Source organism: Variovorax sp. CCNWLW225, assembly GCF_037204045.1.
Taxonomy (GTDB): Bacteria; Pseudomonadota; Gammaproteobacteria; order Burkholderiales; family Burkholderiaceae_C; genus Variovorax.
In genome coordinates this window covers 346646-358908 of sequence record NZ_JBBCBV010000001.1, presented here as the reverse complement: position 1 = coordinate 358908, position 12263 = coordinate 346646, and the positions used below count along the sequence as shown (strand labels likewise).

Sequence of the window (12263 nt, the reverse complement as noted above, 5' to 3'; positions counted from 1 at the left end):
GTCAGACCTCCGCCGCCACGCGGCGGCCGATTTCGGGCCACTGCCCGTGCAGCCAGACCCAGGCGACCAGGCCGATGCCCAGCATCAGCATCGAGGTCAACGCCAGGGCCAAGGTGGAATGCATGACCAGCGGCGCCACCACGCCGGCAACAATGCCGTTGGCAGTGGAGCCGATCACGGCCTGCAGCGACGAGGCCATGCCGCGCCGCTCCGGATGGAGGTCGAGCACCAGCAGCGTGACGACCGGCACCATCAGCGCCCAGCCGAAGGCGAACACCGCGAGCGGCCACAGCGCCCATGCGGCGTGCGCGGTGAACAGCGCATTGGCCGCAACGTTCACCAGCGATGTCACCAGCATGATCAGAAAGCCGTCGCGGATCTGCCGCTTGGGCGCCACCTTGCCCGCCATGCGACCGCTGGCCCATGCGCCGGACATGATGCCGCCGATGGTCAGCAGGAAGAACCAGAAGAACTGCGTCGGCGCCAGGGCGAGGTGATCGCCCAGGAAGGCGGGCGCCGCCAGCACATAGAGGAACATGCCGTTGAACGGAACACCGCTTGCAAAGGCGAGCAGCAGAAAGCGCGGATCGGAGCACAGGTCCCAGTAGCCGCGCATCAGGTGGCGCACCTGGAACGGCTGGCGCTGGCTCTGGTGCAGGGTTTCGGGGAGCAGCTTGTAGTTGGCCACGAACAAAATCACGCCGACCGCCACAAGGAACCAGAAGATTGCATGCCAGCCGGCATGCACAAAGAGAAAGCCGCCGACGATGGGCGCAATGGCCGGGGCCACGCCGAAGTAGATGGTCACCTGGCTCATCACGCGCTGCGCGTCGGCCGGCGGGAACATGTCTCGGATGACCGCGCGCGAGACCACGATGCCCGCGCCGGTCGACAAGCCCTGAAGCCCCCGGAACAGCACCAACTGGGCAATGTTCTGCGACAACGCGCAGCCCAGCGAGGCAATGGTGAACACCGCAAGGCCCCACAGCACCACGGGCCGGCGGCCGAAGCTGTCCGACAGCGCGCCGTGGAACAGGTTCATGAACGCGAAGCCGAACAGGTAGGCCGAAAGCGTCTGCTGCATTTCGGCGGGCGTGGCGCCGATGGAGCGCGCAATGCCCGAGAACGCCGGAATGTAGGTGTCGATGGAAAAGGGACCGAGCATGCCCAGCACTGCGAGCAGCACGGCAAGCGCCCAGCGCGGGGCCAGCCAGAGCTTGTCTGCATCGGGATTCATGAGGTTTGCTCCATTTTTCTTATCCGAAGGCCAAAAAAGAAAGCGCCCTTGCGGGCGCCTCCTCGTCAGAGAAATACCGGGAGACCGGCTTAGAGCGTATCAATAAAGCTGCGCAGCTTGTCCGAACGCGAAGGATGCTTGAGCTTGCGCAGGGCCTTGGCTTCGATCTGGCGGATGCGCTCGCGGGTCACGTCGAACTGCTTGCCGACTTCTTCCAGCGTGTGGTCCGTGCTCATCTCGATGCCGAAGCGCATGCGCAGCACCTTGGCTTCGCGCGGCGTGAGGCTGTCCAGGATGTCCTTGACCACGTCGCGCAGGCCCGCCTGCATTGCGGCCTCGATGGGGGCCGTGTTGCTGCTGTCCTCGATGAAGTCGCCCAGGTGCGAATCGTCGTCGTCGCCGATGGGGGTTTCCATCGAGATCGGCTCCTTCGCAATCTTCATGATCTTGCGGATCTTGTCTTCCGGGATCTCCATCTTCGCGGCCAGGATGCTGGCGTCGGGCTCGAAGCCGAACTCCTGCAGATGCTGGCGCGAGATGCGGTTCATCTTGTTGATCGTCTCGATCATGTGCACCGGAATGCGGATGGTTCGAGCCTGATCCGCGATGGACCGGGTAATCGCCTGGCGGATCCACCACGTGGCGTAGGTCGAGAACTTGTAGCCGCGGCGGTATTCGAACTTGTCGACCGCCTTCATGAGGCCGATGTTGCCTTCCTGGATCAGGTCGAGGAACTGCAGGCCGCGGTTGGTGTACTTCTTGGCGATGGAGATCACGAGGCGCAGATTGGCCTCGATCATTTCCTTCTTGGCGTCGCGCGAGGACGATTCGCCCTCGTTCATGCGCTTGTTGATTTCCTTCAGCTGCGTGAGGGGCACCACCACGCGCGACTGGATGTCGGCGAGCTTTTGCTGCAGTTCCTGCACCGGCGGAATGTTGCGCGCGAGCACGGCGCTCCAGGGCTTGCCGGAGGCGGCCTGCTTCTCGACCCACTTCAGGTTGAGCAGGTTCGACGGCACGCGGTTGCCGTTCTTGTCGTAGCCCGAGAAGTCGCGAATGAACTCGTCCTGCGGGAAGCCGCACTTGTCCACGATGATGCGGCGCAGCTCGCGCTCCTTCTTGCGCACGTCGTCGACCTGCGTGCGAACCAGGTCGCACAGCTTCTCGATGGTCTTCGCCGTGAAGCGGATCGTCATGAGCTCGTCGGACAGGGCCTGCTGGGCCTTCTGGTAGGCGGGCGTGCCGTAGCCTTCCTTGTCGTAGATCTTGTGGACCTTCTCGAACATGACGGCAATGCGGTCGAAGCGCTCGAGCGCGTCGCGCTTGAGTTCTTCGAGCTTCTTGGTCAGCGCCTTGGAGCCGCCCTTGCCGTCGTCGTCGTCTTCCTCGTCGAATTCGTCGAAGTCTTCTTCGGCCACGTAGTCGTCGGCCTCGTTGGGGTTCGAGAAGCCGTCCACCACGGTGGAGATGACGACCTTGCCTTCACGGATGTCCGCGGCCAGGCGCAGGATTTCGGCGATGGTGGCGGGGGAGGCCGAAATGGCTTCCATCATGGCCATGAGGCCGCCTTCGATGCGCTTGGCGATTTCGATTTCGCCTTCGCGCGTCAGCAGCTCGACCGTGCCCATTTCGCGCATGTACATGCGCACGGGGTCGGTGGTGCGGCCGAATTCGCTGTCCACCGTGGAGAGCGCGGCTTCGGCTTCTTCTTCGGCTTCTTCCACCGTGGTGGCGGTGGGCGCGGTGTTGTTCAGCAGCAGGGTCTCGGCGTCGGGCGTTTGCTCGTACACCGCCACGCCCATGTCGTTGAGCATGGTGACCACGACTTCCATGGTCTCGGCGTCGACCAGCTTGTCGGGCAGGTGGTCGGAGATTTCGCCGTGCGTGAGGTAGCCGCGGGTCTTGCCCAGCGTGATCAGGGTCTTCAGGCGCGAGCGGCGCTTGGCCAGGTCTTCCTCGGAGAGCACCGTCTCGTCGAGGCCGAATTCCTTCATCAAGGCGCGTTCCTTCGCCTTGCTGATCTTCATGCGCAGCGGCTTGACCTTTTCCTCGGTCGTCGTTGCGGTTGCGGGTTCGTCGCCGACCAGGTCTTCCTCGATGTCCGACAGGTCGATGTCGCTTTCGGGCGCGTCATTGCCGGCCTTGGGCTTGCGGCCGCGCTTGGCACCGGTGGCGGGCGCGGCAGCACCGGCGGCCTTGGGCGGGCGGCCGACTTTCTTGGCGGCAGGGGCGGCGGCAACCGTCTTGGCGGCGGCTTTTTTCGGATCGTCGATGGAGGTCGATTTCGTGGGCACGGTTTTCACTTTCGTTGCGGCTGCCGATTTGGACGCGGCGGCACCCGACTTAGTTGCCGGCATAACGCCGGCTTTCAACGGTTTTTCTGCGACAGACTTTGCGGCGACGCCTTTGGCGAGTGAAGGAGCAGGCTTCTTTGAACTGGGCATACGACCTCGTTACAGCAAGATGGACCAAGCGAAATCACAGGGGCGCCGCCACATGGGCAGCACCGCCACGGCCCGTGCACAGGCACGGACGAGACACAAAGCCCGCGCACAGGCACGGACAAGACAATTGGGAAAGAGGAAGAAATTCCTCGTCAGGCAAGATGTCGGGCGAACATTTGGTGTGCAGTCCTTGCGGTTATTGACCCTTTCCGACGGATTTTTTCCGTTGGAGTGCGTTGCGCTAGGGGTCGGCCCGGAGGTGCTGCTGTCGCTCTTGCCTAATTTCGCCAGTTGCGAAGCCTTACATTATAGCCTATTGCGCAAATTTCAAGCACTTTATGCACTGGAGGGCTTCAACCGGGTGCGCAATTCGAGCCTTCGCGCCTCCAGGGCCTTGTAGCGCTCCAGGGCCTTCGGGTCCGTGCCCACAGCGGCAATGGCCTCGCTCTGCTGGGCTTTCAGGCGGTCGTCGAGCATGAAATCGAGCACGCTCGACAGCTCCTTGACCGCATCGGCGAGGTGCTGGTCTTCTTCACCCTCGGGCACCGGCGCCGCTTCGGACACGCTCATGAGCCGTTCCGCCAGCGGTTCGAAGTCGAGCCCGCGCATGCCTTCGCGCAACGCCGCCCAGGGCTGCACGCCGTGCTCGTGCAGCTGGCTGTCCAGCCAGGTAAAAAGCGCCCCGTGCTGGCCCGGCAGGTCGCACAGCATCACATGGAGCTCATGCGAAAGGGCTTCCCACTGCGCCATGTTCGACAGCAGCAGCCGCACCGCCACGTCGGGCCGGCTCGGCGGCTTGCCGCGGCCGCGCAGGGGCTCGATGGGGGCCTCGAACTTGCCGCCCCAGCGCTTGCCCTTGATGAATTTGCCACGGGGCTTGCTGCCGCTATCGCTTTCGTAGCGGGGCGGTTCGTATTCGGCCGGGGGCGGCATGTCGGGGTAGTCGAACGGATCGCCCGGCTCGCCGGAATGCCGCGGCGCGGGTGCCGCCGCCGCCTTGCGCGGGCCCGGCGTGGCGGCCCAAAGCTCCGACAGGGCCTTGGCGTCCAGCTGCACCAGCGTGGCGATCTCGCTCAGCATCTGCCGCTTGAGCGCGCCGTCGGGCATGGCGCTCCAGAGCGGCCGCGCGTTGCTGCTCATGTGGGCGCGGCCCTCGGCGGTGGTGAGGTCGCAGCCCTCGCGCGCGGCCTCGATCATGAAGCGCGAGAGCGGCGTGGCCTCTTGCACGAACCGCGCGAACGCGTCGGCGCCGAATTCGCGGATGAAGCTGTCGGGGTCGTGCTCGGCCGGCAGAAACAGGAACTTGATGCTGCGCACGTCGGTGGCATAGGGCAGGGCACCGTCGAGCGCCTTGCGCGCGGCGCGCCGGCCGGCCGCGTCGCCGTCGAAGCTGAACACCACCGATTCGGTGAACCGGAAGAGCTTTTGCACGTGCTCCGTGGTGCAGGCCGTGCCCAGGGTGGCCACCGCATTCGGAAAGCCGAGCTGGGCCAGGGCGACCACGTCCATGTAGCCCTCGGTCACCAGCGCATAGCCGCGCTCGCGGAAGGCGGCGCGCGCCTCGTACAGGCCGTAGAGCTCCCGGCCCTTGCTGAAGACCGGCGTTTCGGGTGAGTTCAGGTATTTGGGCTTTTCGTCGCCGAGTACCCGCCCGCCAAAGCCGATGCATTCGCCCTTGACGTTGCGGATGGGGAACATCACGCGGTCGCGGAAGCGGTCGTAGCGCTTGGCGTCCTCGGCGCCGTCTTCGGTGTTGACGATGACCAAGCCGCTTTCGGCGAGCAGCGGGTCGTCGTAGTCCGGAAACACGCTGGCCAGGGCGCGCCATCCGGCCGGCGCGTAGCCGATGCCGAACTGCTTGGCCACTTCGCCCGAAACGCCGCGGCCCTTCAGGTATTCGATGGCGCCGGGCGCCTGCCGCAGCGCCTTGCGGTAGGCCTCGCCGGCCTTTTCGAGCACGTCGGTCAGGGTGGCCTGCTTCTGGCGCTGGTTCGCGGCGCGGGCGCGTTCGGCGGGCGAGGCGTCGTCCTCGGGCACCTGCAGGCCATATTGGCCGGCCAGGTCGTGCACCGCCTCGACAAAGCCCATGCCTGCATGCTCCATGAGAAAACCGATGGCGTTGCCGTGCACCCCGCAGCCGAAGCAGTGATAGAACTGCTTGGTGGGGCTGACCGAGAAGGAGGGCGACTTTTCGCCGTGGAACGGGCACAGGCCCATGAAGTTGGCGCCGGCCTTCTTCAGCTGCACATAGCGCCCGACGATCTCCACCACGTCGGCGCGCGCGATGAGTTCCTGGATGAAAGAAGCGGGGATGGTCATGTAGGCGAAGAGCGGCAAATCATACGCAAGCGGCGGAACGCCTGCGCCGGGCGGCATACTGCCCGCACCGGATGAACGCCCCGGAATTCACGCATGAAGACGCCCAAGCCATTGCAACACGTCGCGCCGCTGCTGCGCCACCCCCTCCGATTCATGTGGGACGCGCTCAAGGCGTTTCGCGCGAACCAGGGCCTGCTGCTGGCGGGCGCCGTGGCGTATTACGCACTGCTTTCCATCGTGCCGCTGCTCATCGTGAGCGTGATCGCGATGTCGCATGTGATCGAACAGGCGGAATTGCTGCGCACCATCGGCCGGTACCTCGAGTGGCTGCTGCCCGGGCAGTCCAAGGCCATTGTCGGGGAACTGTCGAACTTCCTCGACCACCGGGACGTGATGGGACCGGTGCTGCTGGTCACGATGATCTTCTTCAGCTCGCTGGCCTTCAGCATTCTCGAAAGCGCAATGGCGGTGATCTTTCATCACCGCAAGGCGGACCACAAGCGCCACTTCGCGGTGTCGGCCGTCATGCCCTACATCTACATCCTGTGCCTGTGCGTGGGGCTGCTGCTGGTCACGCTGGTTTCGGGCGCGCTGCAGCTCGTGGGGCAGGAAAGCGTCGACCTGTTCGGGCGCAACTGGTCGCTGTCGGGCGTGTCGGGGCTGCTGCTCTACCTGCTCGGGCTGGGCGGCGAGATCTTCATGCTGACTTCGCTCTACCTGGTGATGCCGGCCGGGCGTATGTCGCTGCGCCACGCGCTGCTGGGCGGCGTGACGGCGGCGCTGCTGTGGGAGGCCACGCGGCACGTGCTGATCTGGTACTTCTCGACGCTCTCGCAGGTCAACGTGGTCTACGGCTCGCTCACCACGGCCATCGTGGTGCTGCTGAGCCTGGAGATTGCCGCCACGCTGGTGCTGCTGGGGGCCCAGGTTATCGCGCAGTACGAGCGCCTGGACCGTACCGGCAGCACGGCGGTGCCGCCGCTTACCGGGGCGGAAGTCGAATCGCTCCGTCGAGACGAATCACCTCGCCGTTGAGCATGTCGTTCTCGATGATGTGCCTGGCGAGCTTGGCGTAGTCCTCGGGCGTTCCCAGGCGCGAAGGGAAGGGCACGCTGGCGGCCAACGCGTCCTGCACTTCCTGCGGCATGCCGAAGAGCATGGGCGTGCCGAAGATGCCGGGGGCGATGGTCATGTTGCGGATGCCGTTGCGGGCCAGGTCGCGCGCAATGGGCAGCGTCATGCCGACCACGCCGCCCTTGGAGGCGCTGTAGGCCGCCTGGCCCATCTGCCCGTCGTAGGCCGCAACCGAGGCGGTCGAGATCAGCACGCCGCGCTCGCCGGTGGCTTCGGGTTCGTTCTTGCTCATGGCCTCGGCCGCGAGGCGAATCATGTTGAAGCTGCCGATCAGGTTGACGGTGATGGTCTTGCTGAACACGGCCAGCGCGTGCGCGCCGTTCTTGCCGACGGTCTTCTCGGCCGGCGCAATGCCCGCGCAGTTCACCAGGCCCACCAGCTTGCCGAGCTTCTGGGCCGCGGCAACCGCCGCCTGGCCGTCGGCTTCCTGGCTCACGTCGCATTTCACGAACACCCCGCCGATGTCCTTCGCGACGGCTTCGCCTTTTTCAGCCTGCATGTCGGCAATGACCACCTTGCCGCCATTGGCGGCCAGCATGCGCGCCGTGCCTTCGCCGAGGCCCGAAGCGCCACCGGTCACGATAAAAACCTTGCCGTCGATCTGCATTGAGAGTCTCCTGAAATAAGACCCGCATTATCCAAGCCAGAAACACCGAGGAACCGGCTCTGCCGGGCCTCTGGTGTTGCCCCCGGTGGGGGGAGGGAGAAGCGACACGAAGTGCGCGCAGCCTGGGGACGAGCAAAAGTGCTCGAAAAAAAAGGCCTCATCCGGAGATGAGGCCCTGAATTGGATCCGTGAGGACCCAAGGAGACAACTGGTGGTGGTCGGCGGCTTAGCGCTTACGAGCGGTGGTCGCGGTCTTCGCGGCGGCGACGGCTTGCGACGACACGGCGTTGAAGTTGGCTTCGGCAACGTCCGACGCTTGCTTGACGGCCTTCTGGACCGATTCGAAAGCGTTGTTGGCGGCAGCCACGGCGCTCTTCAGCACGGCAACGGCGGTTTCCGACCCGGCGGGTGCGTTCTTGGAAGCGCTGTCGACCAGGCCGACGAAGGTTTGCTGGGCTTCAGCAGCCTTGGCTTCGAAAGCCTTGGTGAACTCGGCGCCGGTGCCTTGGGCGATGTCATAAAGATGACGGCTGTAGGCGGCGGTCTTTTCGGCCAGGGGCTGGAACAGGCTGGCTTGCAGCGTCAGCAGTTCTTGCGCGTCCTTGACGTTCAGGGCAGCTTGGGCGGTGCCGGCGGCTTCGGCCAGGGCAGCCTTGGAAGCGGTCACGTTCAGTTCGACGAGCTTCTCGACGCCTTCGAAAGCCTTGGTGGTCAGGCCGAACAGGGTTTCGAGGTTTGCTTTTTGGGCGGCGAGGATTTGGTCAGCGGTCAGTGCCATGTGGAATCTCCAGTAAGGATGATGGTGGTCGGTTCACGTTGCGCTGCCTCGTCGTCTTTGTTTTTGTTGCGGTGCAGCATGGCCTCAAGTATAGGCAGCACAGCTTTGCGATCAAGGGGGTTTTGCTGCTTTGCAGCAATTTAGAACACACTTTCTAAATTCGGCCCGCGCCCCAGAATGCAGCCATGCGCGCCTTCTATTCCGGTCAGTTCGTCCTGCCTTTGCCGCCCGGCCACCGCTTTCCGATGTCCCGCTATGCGCTGCTGCGCGACCGGCTGCTTGAGCACCTGCCCGGGGTGGGCATGGACCAGGCGCCGCGCGCCACCGACGGCGAGCTGGCGCTGGCCCACACCCCGCAGTGGATAGCGGCCATCAGCGACGGCAGCGTAAGCCCGCAGGCGATGCGGGAAATCGGCTTTCCCTGGAGCGAGGCGATGGTCGAGCGCTCGCGCCGCTCCACGGGGGCAACCATCGCGGCCTGCCGCGCTGCATTTGCCGGCGGCGTGGCGGCCAACATGGCAGGCGGTACGCACCACGCCTATGCCGACAAGGGCGGGGGGTTCTGCGTCTTCAACGACGCTGCCGTGGCCGCGCGGCTGATGCAGGCCGAGCATGGGCGCAGCGGCCGGCAGCTGAAGGTGGCGGTCATCGACCTTGACGTGCACCAGGGCAACGGCACGGCGAGCATCTTTCGCAACGACCCGAGTGTCTTCACGCTCTCGCTGCACGGCCAGAAGAACTTTCCGTTCCGCAAGGAGGCGAGCGACCTGGACGTCGAGCTGCCCGACGGTTGCGGAGATGCCGACTACCTCACGGCGCTCGAGCATGCGCTCGACGAGCTGGACCGGCGCTTTTCGCCTGGGCTGGTGATCTACCTGGCGGGTGCCGACCCCTTCGAGCGCGACCGGCTCGGGCGGCTCAAGCTGACGTTCGACGGCCTGGAGGCCCGGGACCGGCGGGTGTTCGACTGGACCTGGCAGCGCCGCATTCCGGTGGCCTTTGCCATGGCCGGCGGTTACGCCAGCGACATTGCCGAGACGGTGCAGGTGCAACTCGGCACCTTCAAGGTGGCCTTCGAGTACTGGCGCCGCTGGCAAAATGCCGCGCGATGAGCTCCGCCACCAAACCCACGCCGAATTCCCGGAGCGGCTACCGCGCGTTTCGCAGCATCCCCACGCGCTGGGCCGACAACGACATGTACGGCCATGTCAACAACGTCGTCTACTACAGCTGGTTCGACACGGCGGTGAATGCGCTGCTGATCGAGCGCGGCGCGCTCGACATCCACCAGGGCCAGACCATCGGCTTTGTGGTCGAGACGCAGTGCAACTACTTCGCGCCGATTGCTTTTCCGCAAACGGTGGAAGCCGGCATCCGCGTGGCCCAGGCGGGCCGGTCGAGCGTGCGCTATGAGATTGCGCTCTTTGCGGAGGGCTCGGACGCGGCGGCAGCGCAGGGCCACTTCGTGCATGTGTATGTCGACCGGGCCACGCAGCGGCCGGTGCCGCTGCCCGAGGCGCTGCAGCAATTCGTCGACTCCCTGAAGACCTGACCCCATGAAAAACGGCGCCCGAGGGCGCCGTTTTTTTTGCCGCGATCCGGTGGGGACCGCCGCGGTCTTACATGGTCTTCTTCATGGCCTTGACGTCGGCCTTGCCTTGGGCTTCGTCGGCCTTGGCCTGCTTCTCGCAGGCAGACTTGGCATCGCCCGCCTGGTCGTCGCACTTTTCCTTTGCGACTTCGTACTTGGCCTTCACCTTTTCTTCAGCAACCTTGCGTGCGTGTGCATCGCTCGGCTTGTATTGCTGCTCCAGTTCGGCCTTGGCCACGTTCTCGGCGCCCTTGGCTTCCTTCTGGCAGACGTCTTTTGCGTTGTCCTTCATTGCGTCGCACTGGGCCTTCGCGGACTTGTAGTCGGCTTCGATCTTGTCCTTGGCGGCCTTGTATTCGTCCTTGGTCATCGCGCTGGCGTGCGTGGCCATGAAACAGGTCGAGGCGAGAGCGAGCATGAGCAGATGTTTTTTCATTTTGGTGTTCTTTCTTTTTGAAGTTGAAAAAGTGAATTTGGAAAGAAGTCAGGACGCGGGGCGGCCTTCAGGCCACCCGGCAGGCGTCAATACTTTTCGTACCAGAGGGTGTCGGGCGTGCGGCCGTCGCGCGATTCCCATTCCTTCACCTGTTTTTCGGCCTCGTCGCGGCTGATGCCGTGGCGTTCCTGGATGCGGCCGAGGAGCTGGTCGCGCTTGCCGGCAATGACGTCGAAGTCGTCGTCGGTCAGCTTGCCCCATTGCTCCTTGACCTTGCCCTTGAGCTGTTTCCAGTTGCCTTCGATGGTGTCCTTGTTCATGCGAATCTCCTTGTACGGTTGATTCGGCGGGCTGTTGGCCGCCGTGAACAAAATGTGGCGGGACCGATTCACCCTGGCGGTAGGACGTGCAGTGCAGGCCCCGTAGGCACAAGCCGACGCTGCCCGTGATAATCGAACGCACGCCGAAAAGCTTGAGACAACGCGCGCCGCACCATGATCATTCACAGCCTGCTCGACACCGACCTCTACAAGTTCACCATGATGCAGGTCGTCCTGCATCACTTTCCCGGCGCCCGGGTCGAGTACCGGTTCAAGTGCCGCAACCCCGGCGTCGACCTGGCGCAGTTCGCCGGGCAGATACGGGAAGAAGTGCGAAGCCTCTGCTCGCTGCAGTTCCGGGACGCCGAGCTGGCCTACCTGCGGTCGATGCGTTTCATCAAGAGCGACTTCGTCGACTTTCTCGGGCTCTTCCGGCTCAACGAGAAGTACATCAACATCATTCCGCAACCCTCGGGGGAGCTCGAGATCCGCATCCAGGGGCCGTGGCTGCACACCATCCTGTTCGAGATTCCGGTGTTGGCCATCGTGAACGAGGTCTACTTCCGCAACACGCAGAAGAAGCCCGACTTCGAGGAAGGCCGGCGGCGCCTGGAGACCAAGATCGGGCAGCTGCAGGACGCCGGGCTGGCCGATCTCAAGATTGCCGACTACGGCACGCGCCGCCGCTTTTCCAAGGACTGGCATGAAGAAGTGCTGCGCACGCTCAACGCCCGGCTGGGCGCGGTCACGCCGCCGACGCTGCATCCCAAGCCCGGTGCGCGGCTGCCGCAGCTCGCGGGCACCAGCAATGTGCTGTACGCCATGAAGCTGGGCCTTATTCCGCTGGGCACCATGGCCCATGAATACCTGCAGGCCTGCCAGGCGCTCGGCCCGCGGCTGCGCGACAGCCAGATCTTCGGCTTCGAGAGCTGGGCCCGTGAATACCGCGGCGACCTGGGCATTGCGCTGTCCGACGTGTATGGCATGAGCGCCTTCCTGCGCGACTTCGACCTGTACTTCTGCAAGCTGTTCGACGGTGCGCGCCACGACAGCGGCGATCCTTTCCAGTGGGGTGAACGCATGCTGGCGCACTACGCGGCCAACCGTGTCGATCCGCTCACCAAGACGCTGATCTTCAGCGACGGCCTCACGGTGCCGCGCACCATCGAGCTCTACCAGCAGTTCCGCGGGCGCTGCCAGCTGGCTTTCGGCATTGGAACCAATCTCACCAACGACCTGGGCTACGAGCCGCTGCAGATCGTCATCAAGATGATCAATTGCAACGGCCAGCCCGTGGCCAAGCTGTCGGACACGCCGTCCAAGAATATGTGCGAGGACGAAAAATACCTGGCGTACCTGCGCCAGGTGTTCGAGATCGAACAGCCTCCGGCCTGACG

General features: G+C 64.5%; 12 protein-coding genes. 5 read left to right on the top strand and 7 right to left on the bottom strand.

The features are described from left to right. Position 1: 1 nt before the first annotated feature. Together V9L20_RS01830 and rpoD are read right to left on the bottom strand one after the other, a co-directional pair. A complete protein-coding gene (locus V9L20_RS01830; RefSeq protein ID WP_126747377.1) occupies positions 2-1237 on the bottom strand; it encodes a multidrug effflux MFS transporter in 1236 nt (411 codons plus the stop codon). An 89-nt stretch (positions 1238-1326) separates the two neighbouring features. Then, positions 1327-3594: an RNA polymerase sigma factor RpoD gene (rpoD, locus tag V9L20_RS01825; RefSeq protein WP_281149989.1), complete on the bottom strand. Its 2268-nt coding sequence runs from the start codon at positions 3592-3594 to the stop codon at positions 1327-1329. Here rpoD and V9L20_RS01820 point away from each other — a divergent pair. Continuing rightward, the gene (locus V9L20_RS01820) at positions 3509-4081 is read left to right on the top strand and encodes a hypothetical protein (protein ID WP_337295682.1); all 573 of its coding nucleotides are present in this window, start codon (positions 3509-3511) and stop codon (positions 4079-4081) included. The two genes, rpoD and V9L20_RS01820, sit on opposite strands and share 86 nt — an antisense overlap. Here V9L20_RS01820 and dnaG read toward each other — a convergent pair. Then, entirely contained in the window at positions 4018-6000 is a 1983-nt protein-coding gene (gene dnaG / locus V9L20_RS01815) for a DNA primase (RefSeq protein ID WP_258505232.1), read from the bottom strand. The two genes, V9L20_RS01820 and dnaG, sit on opposite strands and share 64 nt — an antisense overlap. 93 nt (positions 6001-6093) lie before the next feature. On the opposite strand from dnaG, the gene V9L20_RS01810 reads away from it, so the two are divergent. Then, on the top strand, positions 6094-7035 hold the full coding sequence (locus V9L20_RS01810) for a YihY/virulence factor BrkB family protein (RefSeq protein WP_258505233.1): 942 nt from the start codon (positions 6094-6096) through the stop codon (positions 7033-7035). Here the strand turns inward: V9L20_RS01810 and V9L20_RS01805 are convergent. After that, on the bottom strand, positions 6983-7741 hold the full coding sequence (locus tag V9L20_RS01805) for a 3-hydroxyacyl-CoA dehydrogenase (RefSeq protein ID WP_337295257.1): 759 nt from the start codon (positions 7739-7741) through the stop codon (positions 6983-6985). The genes V9L20_RS01810 and V9L20_RS01805 overlap by 53 nt on opposite strands. A gap of 226 nt (positions 7742-7967) precedes the next feature. Next, entirely contained in the window at positions 7968-8519 is a 552-nt protein-coding gene (locus tag V9L20_RS01800) for a phasin family protein (RefSeq protein ID WP_126747372.1), read from the bottom strand. A 185-nt stretch (positions 8520-8704) separates the two neighbouring features. On the opposite strand from V9L20_RS01800, the gene V9L20_RS01795 reads away from it, so the two are divergent. Together V9L20_RS01795 and V9L20_RS01790 are read left to right on the top strand one after the other, a co-directional pair. Next, positions 8705-9631: a histone deacetylase family protein gene (locus V9L20_RS01795; protein WP_337295256.1), complete on the top strand. Its 927-nt coding sequence runs from the start codon at positions 8705-8707 to the stop codon at positions 9629-9631. Then, the gene (locus tag V9L20_RS01790) at positions 9628-10071 is read left to right on the top strand and encodes an acyl-CoA thioesterase (RefSeq protein WP_337295255.1); all 444 of its coding nucleotides are present in this window, start codon (positions 9628-9630) and stop codon (positions 10069-10071) included. Before V9L20_RS01795 ends, V9L20_RS01790 begins: the two co-directional genes overlap by 4 nt. 67 nt (positions 10072-10138) lie before the next feature. Here the strand turns inward: V9L20_RS01790 and V9L20_RS01785 are convergent, their stop codons facing one another. Both V9L20_RS01785 and V9L20_RS01780 read right to left on the bottom strand, forming a co-directional pair. Next, positions 10139-10546: a hypothetical protein gene (locus V9L20_RS01785; RefSeq protein WP_258505237.1), complete on the bottom strand. Its 408-nt coding sequence runs from the start codon at positions 10544-10546 to the stop codon at positions 10139-10141. An 86-nt stretch (positions 10547-10632) separates the two neighbouring features. Beyond that, positions 10633-10866 carry a CsbD family protein gene (locus V9L20_RS01780; RefSeq protein ID WP_157613120.1) on the bottom strand — a complete coding sequence of 78 codons (234 nt, stop codon included), beginning with the start codon at positions 10864-10866 and terminating at the stop codon, positions 10633-10635. A gap of 174 nt (positions 10867-11040) precedes the next feature. Here V9L20_RS01780 and pncB point away from each other — a divergent pair, with 174 nt between their 5' ends. After that, positions 11041-12261, top strand: a complete 1221-nt coding sequence (gene pncB / locus V9L20_RS01775; protein ID WP_157613121.1) for a nicotinate phosphoribosyltransferase — start codon at positions 11041-11043, stop codon at positions 12259-12261. Positions 12262-12263 lie beyond the last annotated feature (2 nt).